General features: G+C 42.8%; 22 protein-coding genes. 5 read left to right on the forward strand and 17 right to left on the reverse strand.

Going from position 1 to position 14424, the window contains the following annotated elements:
- The gene (locus tag ICN27_RS10265) at positions 1–228 is read right to left on the reverse strand and encodes a DUF2798 domain-containing protein (protein WP_216269932.1); all 228 of its coding nucleotides are present in this window, start codon (positions 226–228) and stop codon (positions 1–3) included.
- 437 nt (positions 229–665) lie between these two features.
- Between ICN27_RS10265 and ICN27_RS10270 the strand changes: the two genes are divergently transcribed.
- The 3 genes from ICN27_RS10270 to ICN27_RS10280 are packed head-to-tail and all read left to right on the forward strand — an operon-like array spanning position 666 to position 2230.
- Entirely contained in the window at positions 666–1163 is a 498-nt protein-coding gene (locus ICN27_RS10270) for an MOSC domain-containing protein (RefSeq protein ID WP_255535110.1), read from the forward strand.
- Positions 1132–1563 carry a GNAT family N-acetyltransferase gene (locus tag ICN27_RS10275; RefSeq protein WP_255535111.1) on the forward strand — a complete coding sequence of 144 codons (432 nt, stop codon included), beginning with the start codon at positions 1132–1134 and terminating at the stop codon, positions 1561–1563. The genes ICN27_RS10270 and ICN27_RS10275 overlap by 32 nt, the downstream gene beginning before the upstream one ends.
- A gap of 19 nt (positions 1564–1582) precedes the next feature.
- Positions 1583–2230, forward strand: coding sequence for a histidine phosphatase family protein (locus ICN27_RS10280; RefSeq protein ID WP_216269933.1), 648 nt, complete (start codon positions 1583–1585; stop codon positions 2228–2230).
- A gap of 45 nt (positions 2231–2275) precedes the next feature.
- On the opposite strand, the gene ICN27_RS10285 is transcribed toward ICN27_RS10280, so the two are convergent.
- The 11 genes from ICN27_RS10285 to ICN27_RS10335 form a co-directional block, all read right to left on the reverse strand.
- A complete protein-coding gene (locus ICN27_RS10285) occupies positions 2276–2515 on the reverse strand; it encodes a hypothetical protein (protein WP_215308617.1) in 240 nt (79 codons plus the stop codon).
- A 73-nt stretch (positions 2516–2588) separates the two neighbouring features.
- The gene (locus ICN27_RS10290) at positions 2589–3341 is read right to left on the reverse strand and encodes a transporter substrate-binding domain-containing protein (RefSeq protein WP_215308618.1); all 753 of its coding nucleotides are present in this window, start codon (positions 3339–3341) and stop codon (positions 2589–2591) included.
- Positions 3342–3440: 99 nt separating this feature from the next.
- Entirely contained in the window at positions 3441–3998 is a 558-nt protein-coding gene (locus ICN27_RS10295) for a phasin family protein (RefSeq protein WP_216269934.1), read from the reverse strand.
- A gap of 164 nt (positions 3999–4162) precedes the next feature.
- A complete protein-coding gene (locus tag ICN27_RS10300) occupies positions 4163–4723 on the reverse strand; it encodes a peroxiredoxin (RefSeq protein WP_216269935.1) in 561 nt (186 codons plus the stop codon).
- Between the two features lie 30 nt (positions 4724–4753).
- The gene (locus tag ICN27_RS10305) at positions 4754–5320 is read right to left on the reverse strand and encodes an SRPBCC family protein (RefSeq protein ID WP_216269936.1); all 567 of its coding nucleotides are present in this window, start codon (positions 5318–5320) and stop codon (positions 4754–4756) included.
- A gap of 27 nt (positions 5321–5347) precedes the next feature.
- Positions 5348–5866, reverse strand: a complete 519-nt coding sequence (locus ICN27_RS10310) for a DUF1003 domain-containing protein (RefSeq protein WP_215308622.1) — start codon at positions 5864–5866, stop codon at positions 5348–5350.
- Between the two features lie 130 nt (positions 5867–5996).
- The gene (locus ICN27_RS10315) at positions 5997–6680 is read right to left on the reverse strand and encodes a haloacid dehalogenase type II (RefSeq protein WP_216269937.1); all 684 of its coding nucleotides are present in this window, start codon (positions 6678–6680) and stop codon (positions 5997–5999) included.
- A gap of 157 nt (positions 6681–6837) precedes the next feature.
- On the reverse strand, positions 6838–7362 hold the full coding sequence (locus tag ICN27_RS10320; RefSeq protein WP_216269938.1) for a superoxide dismutase family protein: 525 nt from the start codon (positions 7360–7362) through the stop codon (positions 6838–6840).
- A 192-nt stretch (positions 7363–7554) separates the two neighbouring features.
- Positions 7555–8661 carry a patatin-like phospholipase family protein gene (locus ICN27_RS10325; protein WP_216269961.1) on the reverse strand — a complete coding sequence of 369 codons (1107 nt, stop codon included), beginning with the start codon at positions 8659–8661 and terminating at the stop codon, positions 7555–7557.
- Between the two features lie 147 nt (positions 8662–8808).
- Positions 8809–9246 (reverse strand): CBS domain-containing protein, encoded by a 438-nt coding sequence (locus ICN27_RS10330; RefSeq protein ID WP_215308625.1) that lies wholly within the window; start codon positions 9244–9246, stop codon positions 8809–8811.
- 165 nt (positions 9247–9411) lie between these two features.
- Positions 9412–9810 (reverse strand): MAPEG family protein, encoded by a 399-nt coding sequence (locus ICN27_RS10335; RefSeq protein WP_215308626.1) that lies wholly within the window; start codon positions 9808–9810, stop codon positions 9412–9414.
- Positions 9811–10162: 352 nt separating this feature from the next.
- Here ICN27_RS10335 and ICN27_RS10340 point away from each other — a divergent pair, with 352 nt between their 5' ends.
- Entirely contained in the window at positions 10163–10639 is a 477-nt protein-coding gene (locus tag ICN27_RS10340) for a Dps family protein (RefSeq protein WP_215308627.1), read from the forward strand.
- A 91-nt stretch (positions 10640–10730) separates the two neighbouring features.
- Here ICN27_RS10340 and ICN27_RS10345 read toward each other — a convergent pair whose 3' ends face one another.
- From ICN27_RS10345 to ICN27_RS10365, 5 genes are all read right to left on the reverse strand, one after another.
- Positions 10731–11336, reverse strand: coding sequence for a DUF6803 family protein (locus ICN27_RS10345; RefSeq protein ID WP_216269939.1), 606 nt, complete (start codon positions 11334–11336; stop codon positions 10731–10733).
- Positions 11337–11393: 57 nt separating this feature from the next.
- Positions 11394–11663 carry a hypothetical protein gene (locus tag ICN27_RS10350; protein ID WP_216269940.1) on the reverse strand — a complete coding sequence of 90 codons (270 nt, stop codon included), beginning with the start codon at positions 11661–11663 and terminating at the stop codon, positions 11394–11396.
- A gap of 201 nt (positions 11664–11864) precedes the next feature.
- Positions 11865–12536 carry an MIP/aquaporin family protein gene (locus ICN27_RS10355; RefSeq protein ID WP_216269941.1) on the reverse strand — a complete coding sequence of 224 codons (672 nt, stop codon included), beginning with the start codon at positions 12534–12536 and terminating at the stop codon, positions 11865–11867.
- Positions 12533–13012 carry an arsenate reductase ArsC gene (locus ICN27_RS10360; protein ID WP_215284966.1) on the reverse strand — a complete coding sequence of 160 codons (480 nt, stop codon included), beginning with the start codon at positions 13010–13012 and terminating at the stop codon, positions 12533–12535. Before ICN27_RS10360 ends, ICN27_RS10355 begins: the two co-directional genes overlap by 4 nt.
- Positions 13009–13338, reverse strand: a complete 330-nt coding sequence (locus ICN27_RS10365) for a helix-turn-helix transcriptional regulator (RefSeq protein ID WP_076024484.1) — start codon at positions 13336–13338, stop codon at positions 13009–13011. Before ICN27_RS10365 ends, ICN27_RS10360 begins: the two co-directional genes overlap by 4 nt.
- A 93-nt stretch (positions 13339–13431) precedes the next feature.
- Here ICN27_RS10365 and arsH point away from each other — a divergent pair, with 93 nt between their 5' ends.
- Entirely contained in the window at positions 13432–14142 is a 711-nt protein-coding gene (gene arsH, locus ICN27_RS10370) for an arsenical resistance protein ArsH (RefSeq protein WP_216269942.1), read from the forward strand.
- Positions 14143–14424: the final 282 nt, after the last annotated feature.

The following is a 14424-nucleotide window of genomic DNA, read 5'->3' on the forward strand; positions in this document are numbered from 1 at the left end:
TCATCGCTCCAGCTTCTTAACTAAACTTGCAGTGAGCTTGCTAGCAAATGGGCGATAGATCAAAATGCAAATAATCGCAACAGGGTAAGCAACTGCCCAAAGCTCAAGCCATAGCCAAAAGAAATTCTGCGCAAAGCCTAAACGAACCAAAGTGGTTACTAAAGTAATGCTTAATGACATGAGCCCACCCATAATGGCGGCAAAAATAAGATTGGGAATATTTATCATGAGCTAGACATGTAGTAAACCACGCCTTTTAAGGATAAAGCTGATAGAGATCTTTCAATCATAGCGCCTAGATCACTTAACTGTTATTCTGATCTGTGATCACTATTTCGCGCCCTACATAGGGGAGTCTGCTGAGCATGCTCAGAGGTTCATCATTCCAAGACTCTAGGAAAATATATGGCTGTTGGCCAAAATCAAAGAAATAGAAAAAACGACCCCATGGTGAGTAAAACTGGTAAAGCTAAATTGGGGGCCACTTACCGTTACTCAACTTAGTAAATTGCTCGAATCTAGCACTAAGCCCAAAGAGAAGGCAAAGATACAGAGGGCTCTCAATAAGCGCCCTCCGGTCGCAATACCCACTGCAACGGCAGCTGTAGCCTAAGTACTAAGCCCCGAAATTACCGGGGCTTTTTCTTATGTAATATCCTGTCATCATGAAGGCATTCCCTCAAATTCACTCCATGTATATTGCTCCTCGAGCGGGCGAGCTGATGGTGCCGCTTGAAAGAGCGGAGATCATTGCCGGCGAAGGAATTGTCGGAGATCGCTACGCACTAGGTCTAGGCGCCTTCTCTAAGACCAAGCCAAAAATACGCCACATTTCCCTTATTACCCTCTCAGGGATAGAAAATGCTAATGCCCAATTACGCGCTAAGCAGCAAACCCTCTTTGGCGAGGGCGATACCCGAAGAAATCTTGTGATTAGTGGCATCTCTGAGGATGAGCTAAATAGCTTAGTTGGCAAGATTTTCTATTTAGGGGGCATTGCATTCAAGGGCACTGAATTATGCGAACCCTGTCAGCGACCGGCCAACTTACTAAAAAGACCTGACTTCATGAACGTTTTTGAGAATAGGGGCGGTCTCAGAGCAGAAGCGCTAGACTCTGGGATCCTGAGTAATGGCGATTCGCTCACATACCCATCAGAGTAAGAAAATGATTACTTATACCGAGCACGCAAGTATTAGCCCAGAACAGGCTATCGACCTCTATATTCGATCCACTCTTGGGGAGCGCCGTCCAATCGATAGTGCCGAAACCTTTGCAGCAATGCTTGCCAATGCGAATCTCACTATTTCAGCATGGGATGGTGAAAAACTAGTTGGCATCAGTCGCAGCCTAACAGACTTTGCCTATGTGGCCTATTTAGCCGACCTTGCTGTAGATGAAAATTACCAGCGACAGGGAATAGGAAAGCAGCTCATTGAAGAAACTCGGAAGCGCTTGAAGCCTAGCTGCATGATTGTGTTACTTGCAGCTCCGAAAGCAAATACCTACTATGAGCACCTGGGCTTTGAGCACAATCCACGCGCTTGGACCATGAAAAAATAATTTCACTGAATACCGCAATATGCCGACCACAAAACTCTGCCTTATTCGCCATGGCGAAACTACCTGGAATGCTGAAAGGCGCCTGCAAGGACATACTGATATTCCACTGAATGCAAAAGGCATTCTGCAAGCTCGCCAAATGGCACAAGCACTTAAGAATGCAAATCTCATATTCGATGTTTTATATACCAGCGACCTTAAAAGAGCGGCTGATACTGCAAATGCTATTGTTGAATTATTTGGCATAGAGGCAAAAGTTGATAGCACTTTACGAGAGCGCCATTTTGGCGCGCTTCAGGGACTCTCTATTCAAGAGGCGCCATTAGTACAACCTGCAATTTGGCAAGCCCATATTACTCGTGACTTAGAGCATGAACTCGAAGGTGGTGAAAGTATTCAGCAATTTGCATTGCGTGTTCAAACTGTTTTAGACAAAATACAAGTGCAACATTCAGGAAAAACCATTTTGCTTGTAAGTCATGGCGGCACGCTCGACATGATGTATCGAATTGCTAGCAAGCAAGCTTTAAGTACAGAGCGAGTAGCCTCAGTGCCAAATGCTTCACTAAATTGGATTACACATCAGCAAGATGATGGTTGGTCAATCGAGAGATGGGCCGATACTCGCCATCTTGAAGGCCCCGCACTAGAAGGTGTAGACCTCTAAGCAAAAAATCACCCGTAGGTGACTTTTTGCTTATCTAGTAAAAGTTTACTTTCTAATATGAGCGTGACGAGCAGCGTCTTGTGACATGCCTTCACCCTTTGGCTTACCTTCGAGCGCTTCTTTTTCTGCAGTAATTTCTTTACGGCGCTCTTTGCAAGAACCAGCAATCTCTTGCAAAGCTTTACGAGCTCTTGCTGCAGAAGCTTTGACTCCTTTTCCGTGGAACTTTTCATTCTCTGATTGGTACACCTCAAAAGCAGCCATTAGCTTGTCATGATGGGACATATTTTTCCTTATAAATGATTGAAATAATCGACTTAAGAAACACTTTAACCCAATCTATATGAATAATTTCAATTTATTGAGTCCAGCGATCAATAATAGCCTTTAACTTTTCTGGTCCGAGCTCAGCAAGATACAGGTTAAAGTCATCACGCAGCTTGGAACCTTTCTTGAAGGCAAATCCTAGGCTATCAAAACCTACCACTTGATAGCTGCTACTCACTGGGAGATTTAAAGTTTTTTGATAATTGACCAGCATTACGTTATCAACAAACACTAAATCTACATTACCGTTTTGTAATGCAATTAAAGCTTCTGTTGGCGACGGATATAGCTTTACTTGCTCAACCGAGTAATAACCTTTTGGCTGTAGTACATTTTTCACATAATCATCAAATACGCTTCCTGTTGGATAGGCAATTGTGTATTTGTTGAGTTGTGATAAATCAGTTATTTTGATATTGCGGTTTTTTAAACCAATCAACTGCCAAGTGCTAGTGAAATATGGATTGGAAAAATCCATCACTTCTTTGCGTTTATCTGTAATTGAGATTCCAGAGAATGCAACATCAGCCTGGCCACTACTTACAGCGCCTAGCATTCCCAGCCAATCGTAGGCGGTTGTTTTAAATGTGCAGCCTCTCGATTTACAGTAGCCCTCGAATATCTCTAAATCTATACCTGAATATTTTCCATCCTTTTCAAAAAGCATTGGAGGAATCGCAGGAGATATGGCAACCTTAATCAGATTGGATGGCTCTTCTTTGGAGCATCCCCCAAGAAGAACGAGGCTTAGTAATAGTGCGGCTGTTATGCGCTCAAGTCTCATGGTGTACTCAAAAAATGTATTTAAGGAATTATCTTATCAAGAATTGAATCAAAAAAACCCCGCATATACGGGGTTTTTTACTGATAAGTGAACCGCTAATTACTTGGTGCGACTTTTTGCCGCTTTAGAAGTCTGACTAAATTGCCCTTGGGAGCTCTTCATTGCAGTTTCTACACTTTTCTCAAAATTTGCAAATGCATCTTGAGCACTTGAGCGTACTTGGTCAAAGTTTTGCATTGTTGTATTGAATGCTGCTGTAAAAGCGCTGACATATGCCTCTGACCCAGCAGGCGCCTTTGATGTAGCGGCAGCCACAAAACTTTTTAGGTCATCCTGTGATTGATCGATTGCGGCCTCTACAGCTTCAACCAGCTCTTGGTTTCCACGTCGCAGTACTGCGGCAACTTTTTTCTGATACGCAGCAACTTCAGCAACAGCCTCCTGTACTTCTGGGCTTTGCAGAAGGTCTAAGGCTGCTTTTGCATCTTTACTCTTCATTAACTCGGCTGCTTTAGCTTGTGCATTTGTCACGGCCTGTTGGGCAGCTTGGTAATTAATCTCTGCTAATTCTTGAGCATTTTCAAGGGCTGTTTGTCCTAGTGCGCGTGCGCTTTCTACGGATTTAGTTTGATTTTCTGTAAATTGATTTTTGAACATGATTTTTCCTATGAATGGTTATTTGTTGCACTGCAGCATATTAATAGCTTATTTTGAGCTTAGCAAGGAAAAATTGCTGCAAAGCAACATTTCTTACTCCTAGCAGTCAAAACGTCAGGAAAATCTTGTTCGAGTGGGCAAAATACCTACTGCCCCAATAAAAATTAAGCGCTTCTATTTTTTAAATAATCAATCACCCAAGCCGGATCACTGTCGCTTGGAAAGATGGGGTAGTGAACAGCCTCGATCACGCCATCATTTGCGATCAGAGTGATGCGCTTTAATAGCCTCATTCCAGCAGCAACGAAGGTGGGCAAGCGCAAAGCTTGTTGAAATCGATAATCTTCATCACTTAAAACTGGAAATGGCAAATGCAAACGATCAGCCATCTCTTGTTGATATTCAGTGGATTGCACGCTCAGCCCCACAACATCCGCACCAAGCGACCGAAGCTCTTGATAGTGATCCCTAAATGAACAGCTTTGCGGAGTGCATCCCCTTGCTCCCGGGATTTGATCCCATCCATCCGGCAATGGAACGTTGGGCTGACCTGTCATGGGATAGCAGTAAATCACCAAACGCCCCTTAATTTCACCGAAATTAAATTGGCTATGGGCCGTTGTTTTAAGGGAAATAGCAGGCAAGCTCATGCCTATTAAGTGATCTGCGGCCCCATCATCTTCAGGGATAGGCAAGTCGCCAGGTAATTGATTGAGATTTGTCATAAATGTAATCTTAGCCTAGCAAACCATCATCTATCTACAATTTTTTAGCGGCGCCGACTTCTTCAGTGATGCGACCTCGGCCATTGACTCAAACTGCCGACGCAAAATATTTTTAATGAAGAATTCAATGACTGCTGATGGCACTAAAGAGTTTGGCTCAATCTGGGCATCATACTTAAAGGTAGTGAAATCTTTCTCAGGCAATAAGCGCCAACTTCCCTTGTAATACTTTGTGTCTCCGCTAAATTGCTCAAATAGTAATGCTTTGTTGGGGATCTCTACGTACTCCAACTCAGAACGCATCTCAAATGGAATAAATAGAATTCTTTCCTCAAGCAAGCGAGCGACCTTTACTTTATTACCTGATCTAGAGAGCACTTTTGAATCAACGATCCCGGGTAAATTTTTAGCACCCTCATAGTCAGTGATAAATGCAAACGCTTCACAAATAGTGATCGGCACCTCATAGCTTGCACTCACCTGAAAGCGATCGCCAGCTCTCGTGACGGCGACCTTTAAGTCATACCCATTGGATGACTCTTGTGCCAAGGCAATGCTGCACGATGCAATCAGAAAAAAATAAATGGGCCGCTTCATGTTGGTAGTTTAGTGGTATTCAATGGCCTACTTCTTACGAATGCCATCTAGCTTTTCACTTAAAGCCTCAACAGCCTTCGTTAAGGCGAATAGCTCTTTTTCTTTTAGTAGGTCAATTTTCTGGTGTAGAAGCTCAATCTCTAACTCCGCCTTCACATTGACCTCAAAATCATTGCTAGCCTGTTGACGATCTATCTCTGAAAGTCGATTCTGACTCATCATGATTGCTGGAGCGGTGTATGCAGCCTGAAAAGAAAGCATCAAATTAAGCAAAATAAATGGGTAGGGATCCCATGTATTTGTGTTGCTCATTGAGTTGTAACTAATCCAAGCAAAAATACATGCACTTTGAACTAAGATGAACTTCCACGAGCCTACCGTTTTTGCGACAACATCAGAAATTTTTTGGCCAGTCGTTAGCCCGGGAGCGTAACCCTCAACATGACTTGAGATATTGCGAGGAAAGCCTTTACGATGCTTTCGTCTGTGGACCCGAAGGGACTCTAGAATTTGTAGCTCTTCAATGGTGGGTGTAATAGCAGTCATAGTCTCTCCCTTTATATAGCTACTTTACGCTCATGGCGAGAGAGTCATACTAGTGCTTATTTATCGTCCAACCGCATGGGTCAGGCAGGGAATGCTACATCTCACTCCCGCCTGAATTCAAAACTCAGACTTAAATGGCCTCCAACACTTTACTTAAGGAGTTACCCTCGTAGTTTGGCTTTTCACCAATCTCTTCAAAGGGGTGACCCAAGCGATTGACCCAAAATACATCGAAGCCATACCACTTGGCCGCTAGAGCATCCCATGCGTTACTGGATACAAACAGAATTTCTTCTTTCTTGACGGGAAATGCTTTTAACAAAAGCCCATAGGCCTGAGGGTCAGTCTTAAATAAACGCACATCTTCAATCGTCACCACCTTATCTAGGTAGGGCTTTAAGCCGTTGCTCTCCACTACAGTAGCGAGCATCTCTCTGCTTCCATTGGACAAGATGGCCGTTGATAAACCTTGTTCTTTAATGGTTTTGAGAACACTCAAACTATCCTCAAAACCAGTCAGTTTTGCGTACTGATCCATCAGTCGCTTCTCATATTCTGCTGTGAGATTTAGACTCATCCGGTTACAGACATAACGCAAAGAACGAATCGTCAATTCCCAAAATGGAAGATAGTGTTTACTGCCATTGGGGTTGGGATCGCTCATGGTGACAAGGCGGGTGTACTCGATTTGACGATCGCGCCACATCAAGGCAAAGTCTTGACCATGCCCTGGAAATAATTCTTCTGCCAACTGCCCCATGGAATACACATCAAACAATGTGCCATAGGCATCAAAAGCAATTAACTTGTACATGCTATCCCCTGCTTTTTATTATGAATTTCTATTGTCGTTTAATACAACATCTTTTGAGTCCAGTATTAAGCCCACAAATTAGAAAACCACCCGAAGGTGGTTTTAGTGTTTCCTACTATTCCGAGCTAAAGTCTATGAAGGCTGAGTTCAGCCAAAATTACTTAATCAAGCCGCACGCAATTCTTGGGCCTGAATTACCTGCTGGTTGTGATTTGTAATCATCGGGGTCACGATGTACAACAACAGACCTTCCCACAATTCCAGTTGGCCCATTATTAACAGCAAAGCCACTCAGTTTTGCAGAGTAAGTCGCATTGCCGTTTGCATCTGATTTGATATTTGGCATATCTCCAGCATGATTGGCTCCGCTTCCAGGCATTCCATGTGATTTTGTGTCTGGATTAAAGTGGCCGCCTGCGCTAGTAGCATCAGGAGCGGAACAATCTCCTTTTTCATGAACATGAAATCCTTGCTCAGCATTTGGCTTTAATCCGGAAAAGTTTCCAGTAACCAAAACATCATGCCCTTGCCATACAAAATTGACTGTACCTTTTGTATTTGAGCCCGAACGCGGCTCCAGGCTCGCAGACGCTTTTTGACCGGTGCCATGCTCCATTGACTGACAAGCTGCCAACAGTAAAACTGACATGGCGCCAAGTGCTAGGAAACTTTTTTTAATCATTGCTTGCCTCTTTATGTTTATGTTTATGTTGCTTCAGAATAGATCTTGTGCGGATACTCTTCAACCAAAACAAAAACCTTACTGTAAGTAGTCTTATTAAGCTGACCTAGCAATCAGCATGAATTTGCCTAAAAAACCACCCGGGGGTGGTTTTGGTGTCTCTGACTATACCAAGGCTGCCAATACCTAATCCTATGCCCAAAATTCTTTAATTTTTGGCGCCTCAATTTTTGATCGCTCATAGCCAGTTCGCAATGCTCCAGTGATTTGCTTTGGATCAAGCAAGTCAACGCCTTTGGGTGTGCCGGCAACTATCCACTTTACTTTTGTGCCAACCGCTTTAATGTCTTCAATATTTTGAGCAATGGGATGTGGAATAGTAGTTAATATTGCACCTGTTACTCCGTCAGTCAAAGTGATGATCAGAGCTCTTTTAGAGCCCGCCACCAAATCTACGTGCGCTGGATTAGAGCAAATGCCCCCATCCATGACATATCGTTGACCCAATAATGTTGGTCCAGCGACCCCAGGTAAGGAGCTGCTTGCGGCCGCACCATGCGCTAAGGGAATGCTATTTTTTCTAGCAGTTTGTTGCCCCACAACGATGCGTTCGCCCGTATAGCAATCAACACCAGTTGTATACATCCGACTTGTAGGCCAATCTTTTTTGCTATCGCCCGTTAACAGTCTGACTAAATTTTCAATCCGATCGCTGTTTAATTTATTGTTAGCTGCTAAAGCGGCATTACCGATTATTTTGCGTGTCTCTATGCTGCCATCTGTTGCGCTCATGTTAATTTGGTCGGCCCTCATCTGACTTAAATTGGGCTTAGCTAGAGGCGCAATCTTGGCAAAAATCTCGGGAAATTTCCCGAAAAAATCAAACTCGCTTCGTAGGCGATTAAATTCGCCCGAAAGTAGCGATGAGCCCATATATGACCCGGCTGAAGTGCCAACAACCATTTCTGGAACTTGGGCCATATCTAGCCCCGCCTCAAGAAGGCCATGAAAAAATCCACAATACCAAGCGATGTAATATTCTCCACCACCACCAAGCACCAGTGTTCGATCCAATCCGTTTGCTAATTTTGAAACCGTAGGCGTAGCAGCAATAGGAATTGCTAGACCATCGTTAGCAAATAATTTATTAGATATTTCGTTGGCCTTGGTTTGAATATTTGACTTTGAGGGTATTGGTTGCGCTGTAACAGAATTAGTCACAACCCCAGAAGCGCCAGCAATAGCTACAGCGCCAACAGCAGAAGTTTTTAAGAAATTACGGCGGGAAGATTCGGTCATACTTGCTCCATAGCTCTTTTATTGATTTATAGCAGATCCTCGTATAGCAGATCCTCGAATGAAAAAACCACTCGAAGGTGGTTTTGGTGTTTCTGGGTGGCTTGAGCCGGAATCGACCAAGGCCTGAAGATTTCTCTCTTCTAAATACTAAACACCATGGCCATTAATATAAGTTTCTAAAAACTTGATTTGACTGCCCTGAAGTTCAATGATGCTTTTTACTAGATCTCCAACAGAAATAACTCCAATCACTTTATTTTTTTCTACTACAGGGAGATGTCTAATATGTTTGTGAACCATTATTGCCATACATTCTTCTAGTGAGTTAGATGGCAATACAGTTAGCGGGTTTGCGGTCATTATTTTTGAAACGGCCACTTGTTTTGGGTTGTTGTGTGGCAACAATACCTTTATAGCGCAATCTCCTTGTGAAACAATCCCTACTAAAGCTCCATCATCTACGACCAAAATAGCTCTTACTCGATGATCGCGCATCAGCATCAAGACATTTTCTACAGTGTCAGATGATCGTACAGAAAAAATGGTATTTGCTTTTTGCTCAATAACTTGCTTTACTGTTGTCATAAAAATTTGCCTATTAAATTGAAATTTGAACGTAGTCGCTGATGCTTAATCATTTTTTATTTAAGTGAAATAATTATATTCTGAGACGTCCTCTTATCCAAGACGGGACTATTGAATTTCTTGGCTGCACAGGGCCAAATTTACTAGGGCCTAGAATGGCTGACCCTAAGTTATGCACTTATACAAAGCCCATCCCAGATTCAAAACAACTAATGTTATTAGCGTATAAAAAGTAAATTTCATACCAAGAACCCGCTTACTGAAATCGGGTGGTGGCACATTAATCCCTTTAGCATGAATTAACCGGCCAATAATTAAAGTGATACCAGGTATGGCAACCAACCACCAAGGAGCACCGTTTAACTCTAAGCATGCAATCAAAATAATTCCAAAAGGAACATACTCTGCAAAGTTCCCCTGGGCTCGAATCGCCCTCTCAAGATCATCAATGCCACCACTTCCTAAGCCAACCTGATTCTTTCTTCTCAAGCCAATGACGGCAAAAGAGAGCTTTACAAAGATGGCGGTTAACACAGAGGCAATGATTGAGGTGACTAATAGCATTTAGAGCTCCCGAGAGAATTCCTAGATATTAATCAGAAAAAGGGGGAACCGCCCGAGGGTGATTTATAGAATCTTGGCGGCCGGGGCGGAGGAGCGGGACTCACTCATCGATTTATTCGATTGCCTTGCCCAGTTAAATTCGTTGGACTGATATCCACATAAAGAACAAGATAACTACATAGCAATCAATAACTGATGGAGTTAAAAATGAAAGTTCAAAATAGATTAGCCTGGCATGGGCATAAGTTGACCACTGCCTAAGGCACCGCCCTATCTTTTGGTTACATAGTGGCGCATGATGAGCGGATGAGTAACTTCACATTAAAATTTTTACGAAAAACAGGGGCATAGAATGAGCACAAAAATAGATATTGGTATTAACGAAAAAGATCGAAAAGCCATCGCCAAAGGACTAGCAGAGCTTTTAGCTGACAGCTACTCTTTATATTTGATGACACATAACTTCCATTGGAATGTAAAGGGTCCGATGTTCAACACTCTTCACACTATGTTTATGGCTCAATATACAGAACAGTGGGCGGCACTTGATTTAATAGCTGAACGCATAAGGGCACTTGGGGAGCCAGCACCAGGCACTTATAAAGAGTTCTCAAAACTAACCTCAATTAAGGAAGTTGAGGGAACACCCAAGGCGATGGATATGGTTAAGTATCTTGTAAAAGCTCAAGAAGCAACGGCGAAAACTGCTCGCAAACTTTTTCCCCTGGTTGAAAAAGCAAACGATCAACCTTCAGCAGATCTTCTGACTCAACGACAAGATATACATGAGAAAACTGCTTGGATGCTGAGAAGTCTACTAGAGGAGTGATTACGAAAAAACCACCCTAAGGTGGTTTTAATGTTTCATGGGGGCCCGGGGCAGAATCGACCAGGGCCTAGAGCGCCAAATACTTAAGGCATTAATGGGTATGCCCTTGACTATTCATTGGCATCCGACCATTCATCATTTTCTGATGTTGCTTCATCATGTCACCATGCCCATCTGGATGGCAAAACTCATGATCCGAGTTACCACTCATTTGATGAGTATTGGCGCCCTTGTATCCCAGAATACTTGGATCAAGCATGCCGGCAATCATGGCGATGTGTCCAAACACCAAGAACAATGCAACACATATCGCATGAATTTTTAACTTACCCATTTGGTCTAGTGCTCGATTAACTAAACCCAACTCTTGTAGGGCAATCCAGATCAGCGGCAATCCTGCGATGACATAAGTGCTGACAGCAATTACATCAATCACTGTTCTCCACTCGCCTGCCTGTGTAATGGGAATTATGGCGTTAGTCACAATGTAGTAAATGATCCCAACAAAGTAAACGCCTACAGCAATTCCAGAAAAGCGATTGAGGTAATAAACAGCACCATCGAACTTGCGAGTAAAGAGTAGATATAGTTCAGTAATAGCTAAAGTCTCTGCTAAGACGATTGGGATGGCCATAAAAATAATTAAATTCCAGGGCTGATTAACAGCCAATAACTCCATGTAGTGAGTCATGTTCATAAGATTTCTCCAATAGATTACGGTGGCTAGATGCCACAAAAATTAGTTAATGCGTAGTTAACTAATTAATCTTGGAGGTTTGAATATATGACTTGGAACTGCCTCAACAATGAGTTGGGGCACTTGAGAAACAAAGTGATTTGAGAAATCTGGCTCGATATATTGGCCGGTAGATAAGTTTGCTACTACGCCCAAACAGCATTGATGCTGTGCTTGATGGTTGGTTGATTGCGACTTCTCAACATTCACATCACTTTTTGTATGGCAATCATGCTGAACTACATGCCCAGAATGAGCTTGTGATATGAAGTCGGCAGATACGGGCATGCTACCCGCATGAATCAAGCTGGCAAATAGACTAAAGCAAAGGGTGACACATATCCTTCTCATAATTCCATTCTACGCCCAACAAATGAAAAAACCACCCGAAGGTGGTTTTGGTGTTTCTTGGTGGCCCGGGGCGGAATCGAACTAGGGCCGAGGATGCCTGACTCTGCTTCTAGACTGTCGTTTTAAACGACATTTCTACTACAAGCCTCTTGTATAGCTCTTGTTATCTTTTGGCTCAACTAGAGCAAGAATTCCTACAACCAATAATGCCGCAATGACCTCAGCCACAACAAATCCTAAAACATCATTAGGAGCAATGCCCACAAAGGTATTAGTTAAGCTCCTTGCTACTGCTACTGCTGGATTGCTAAAGAAGGTAGAGGAAGTAAACCAGTAGCCTGCTGTAACTGTCAAAGCAACTAACATTGGAACCTTATCTTTAGCTTCCTTGTCCCCAATATGTATTACTGAGAGCAATACGAGCGTTGATACAAGCTCACTCACCCAAATACCCAATCCTGTTCTGACTTTGGTTGATTCTTGGATGATCGGTAGGCTAAACATCAGGTGCGTTAACCATATTCCAGCAATAGCCCCTGTGAACTGGCAAACCCAGTATCCCAACATCTTTTTTAGGTTGAGATGTCCTAACTTCCAAAACATCAATGTGACAACTGGATTAAAGTGGGCGCCAGAGATGGGTCCGAGCAAAACAATTAAAGCGTAGAGTCCTGCGCCTGTAGCAATACTGTTTCCAAGTAAAGCTACTGCGGAGTTGCCCGCTCCCAATGATTCACCCATAAAGCCAGACCCCGCCACTATTGCTAATAGCAGGGCTGTGCCCACAAACTCACTTACATAACTTTTCATGCTTTTGTATGAATCTCTTTTAGGCTCATTGAATCTAATTTGTCTAAAGGCATAGATGCCAAGATATCGATACGCTTTTTCAAACCAATCATCACATCCTTAAATGCTTTGCGTTTTTCTTCATCACCACCTTGAACTTGTGATGGATCAGGAAAGCCCCAGTGAGCTGTAGAAGGTTTGCCAGGCCAAAATGGGCATACTTCACCCGCGGCATTATCACAAACAGTAATAATGAAATCCATTTGTGGAGCATCAGGCAAGCCATACTCATCCCATGACTTAGAGCGCAACTTATTCTCGTCGTAGCCCATCTCTAAGGCTAACTCTCTAGCAAAAGGATTGACAGATGTACCTGGGGTAGAGCCAGCTGAGTAACCAACAAACTTACCACTTAGATGGGTTGATGCTAATGCTTCACCCAATACAGAGCGGGCGGAGTTATGGGTACACAAAAAGAGAATGTTGTATTGCTTCATTTGACTTTGGCTTTCTTCAAAGGTTTAACGGGAGTACAGGATTTACCGCCACAGCAGTTATCTAATAAAAATTCACTTAACTTTTGAACTTGCTCAGCATTAGGTCGATAGATTAAGTTGCGGCTTTGACGCTCTACTAAAAGTAGCTCAGCATCAACCAAGTCTTTTAAGTGAAAACTAAGGGTGGCATTAGGAATACCCAGCTTCTCAATAATTTGACTTGGAGTTAACCCAAGGTCACCACGCTGAACAATGAGGCGAAACACATTAAGTCGGGTTTCTTGCCCTAGAGCGAGGAAAGCAGAGATAGCGTTATCATTATTCATATTTCGAATTATATGGAAATATATGACAGTTTTATGAAATCTCGTTTCTAATAGACTCTCTTAATAATTTCACCTTTAAATTAGTATTCATCCATGACTGATCTACCCAATATCGATAAAGCCCTATTTCATAAGCCAAGTCTTGATGAATTAACCATCAACTCCATTGATAGTCACCCACCTAAGATTTTGCTTTTATATGGATCACTTAGAGAGAGGTCATTTAGTCGCCTTCTGGCAGAAGAAGCAGAAAGAATATTAAAAGCGATGGGCTGTGAAACGCGATTCTTTAATCCTCATGGATTGCCGCAAGTGGATGACGCTCCCGAAACACATCCTAAAGTAGTTGAGCTTAGAGAGCTTGTAGGGTGGTCTGAAGGTATGGTCTGGAGCAGTCCAGAGCGGCACGGTGCCATGACAGGGCTGATGAAATCGCAGATTGATTGGATACCACTTAGCGTTGGCGCTGTAAGACCTAGCCAAGGCAAGACGCTTGCTTTATTACAAGTGAGTGGTGGCTCTCAATCATTTAATGCGGTGAATCAAATGAGAATCTTAGGTAGATGGATGAGGATGATCACCATTCCAAATCAATCGTCAGTGCCCAAAGCATTTTTAGAGTTTGATGACAACAATCGTATGAAACCTTCGGCTAATTACGATCGTGTAGTTGATGTGATGGAAGAGCTGGTTAAGTTCACTTTATTAACTAGAACAGTTTCAGGATACTTGACCGACCGCTACAGCGAGCGAAAAGAGAGTGCTGAGGAATTATCAAAGCGGGTTAATCAAAGAGCTATTTGATTGAATTGTCGTTTTAAACGACATCGACTGACGCAGGGATGTCTAATTGATTTGTCCTTTTAAAGGACATTTCTTAATAGGGATATCCAAGTCTAATGGCGTCTAACCGATCCAAGCGTTAGAAGAAAATGCCCCGCACAAAGCAGGGCATTATTTGTACGACTCGACACATAGTTAACACTTTATACCGGACACATACTTTACAGTTTTTGGCATAGGAGGGACCACTCTATGCCGTGGAATGAAAGTACGAAGATGGATGAAAAGCTACGTTTTGTGTCT

Origin of the sequence: Polynucleobacter sp. Nonnen-W13 (assembly GCF_018881735.1) — a bacterium.
GTDB lineage: Bacteria > Pseudomonadota > Gammaproteobacteria > Burkholderiales > Burkholderiaceae > Polynucleobacter.

What these genes read in the sequence shown, in the direction of transcription:
- ICN27_RS10265 (WP_216269932.1), bottom strand. Translation starts at nt 228, where the DNA reads ATGATAAATATTCCCAATCTTATTTTTGCCGCCATTATGGGTGGGCTC.
- ICN27_RS10270 (WP_255535110.1), top strand. Translation starts at nt 666, where the DNA reads ATGAAGGCATTCCCTCAAATTCACTCCATGTATATTGCTCCTCGAGCG.
- ICN27_RS10275 (WP_255535111.1), top strand. Translation starts at nt 1,132, where the DNA reads ATGGCGATTCGCTCACATACCCATCAGAGTAAGAAAATGATTACTTAT.
- ICN27_RS10280 (WP_216269933.1), top strand. Translation starts at nt 1,583, where the DNA reads ATGCCGACCACAAAACTCTGCCTTATTCGCCATGGCGAAACTACCTGG.
- ICN27_RS10285 (WP_215308617.1), bottom strand. Translation starts at nt 2,515, where the DNA reads ATGTCCCATCATGACAAGCTAATGGCTGCTTTTGAGGTGTACCAATCA.
- ICN27_RS10290 (WP_215308618.1), bottom strand. Translation starts at nt 3,341, where the DNA reads ATGAGACTTGAGCGCATAACAGCCGCACTATTACTAAGCCTCGTTCTT.
- ICN27_RS10295 (WP_216269934.1), bottom strand. Translation starts at nt 3,998, where the DNA reads ATGTTCAAAAATCAATTTACAGAAAATCAAACTAAATCCGTAGAAAGC.
- ICN27_RS10300 (WP_216269935.1), bottom strand. Translation starts at nt 4,723, where the DNA reads ATGACAAATCTCAATCAATTACCTGGCGACTTGCCTATCCCTGAAGAT.
- ICN27_RS10305 (WP_216269936.1), bottom strand. Translation starts at nt 5,320, where the DNA reads ATGAAGCGGCCCATTTATTTTTTTCTGATTGCATCGTGCAGCATTGCC.
- ICN27_RS10310 (WP_215308622.1), bottom strand. Translation starts at nt 5,866, where the DNA reads ATGACTGCTATTACACCCACCATTGAAGAGCTACAAATTCTAGAGTCC.
- ICN27_RS10315 (WP_216269937.1), bottom strand. Translation starts at nt 6,680, where the DNA reads ATGTACAAGTTAATTGCTTTTGATGCCTATGGCACATTGTTTGATGTG.
- ICN27_RS10320 (WP_216269938.1), bottom strand. Translation starts at nt 7,362, where the DNA reads ATGATTAAAAAAAGTTTCCTAGCACTTGGCGCCATGTCAGTTTTACTG.
- ICN27_RS10325 (WP_216269961.1), bottom strand. Translation starts at nt 8,661, where the DNA reads ATGACCGAATCTTCCCGCCGTAATTTCTTAAAAACTTCTGCTGTTGGC.
- ICN27_RS10330 (WP_215308625.1), bottom strand. Translation starts at nt 9,246, where the DNA reads ATGACAACAGTAAAGCAAGTTATTGAGCAAAAAGCAAATACCATTTTT.
- ICN27_RS10335 (WP_215308626.1), bottom strand. Translation starts at nt 9,810, where the DNA reads ATGCTATTAGTCACCTCAATCATTGCCTCTGTGTTAACCGCCATCTTT.
- ICN27_RS10340 (WP_215308627.1), top strand. Translation starts at nt 10,163, where the DNA reads ATGAGCACAAAAATAGATATTGGTATTAACGAAAAAGATCGAAAAGCC.
- ICN27_RS10345 (WP_216269939.1), bottom strand. Translation starts at nt 11,336, where the DNA reads ATGAACATGACTCACTACATGGAGTTATTGGCTGTTAATCAGCCCTGG.
- ICN27_RS10350 (WP_216269940.1), bottom strand. Translation starts at nt 11,663, where the DNA reads ATGCCCGTATCTGCCGACTTCATATCACAAGCTCATTCTGGGCATGTA.
- ICN27_RS10355 (WP_216269941.1), bottom strand. Translation starts at nt 12,536, where the DNA reads ATGAAAAGTTATGTAAGTGAGTTTGTGGGCACAGCCCTGCTATTAGCA.
- ICN27_RS10360 (WP_215284966.1), bottom strand. Translation starts at nt 13,012, where the DNA reads ATGAAGCAATACAACATTCTCTTTTTGTGTACCCATAACTCCGCCCGC.
- ICN27_RS10365 (WP_076024484.1), bottom strand. Translation starts at nt 13,338, where the DNA reads ATGAATAATGATAACGCTATCTCTGCTTTCCTCGCTCTAGGGCAAGAA.
- arsH (WP_216269942.1), top strand. Translation starts at nt 13,432, where the DNA reads ATGACTGATCTACCCAATATCGATAAAGCCCTATTTCATAAGCCAAGT.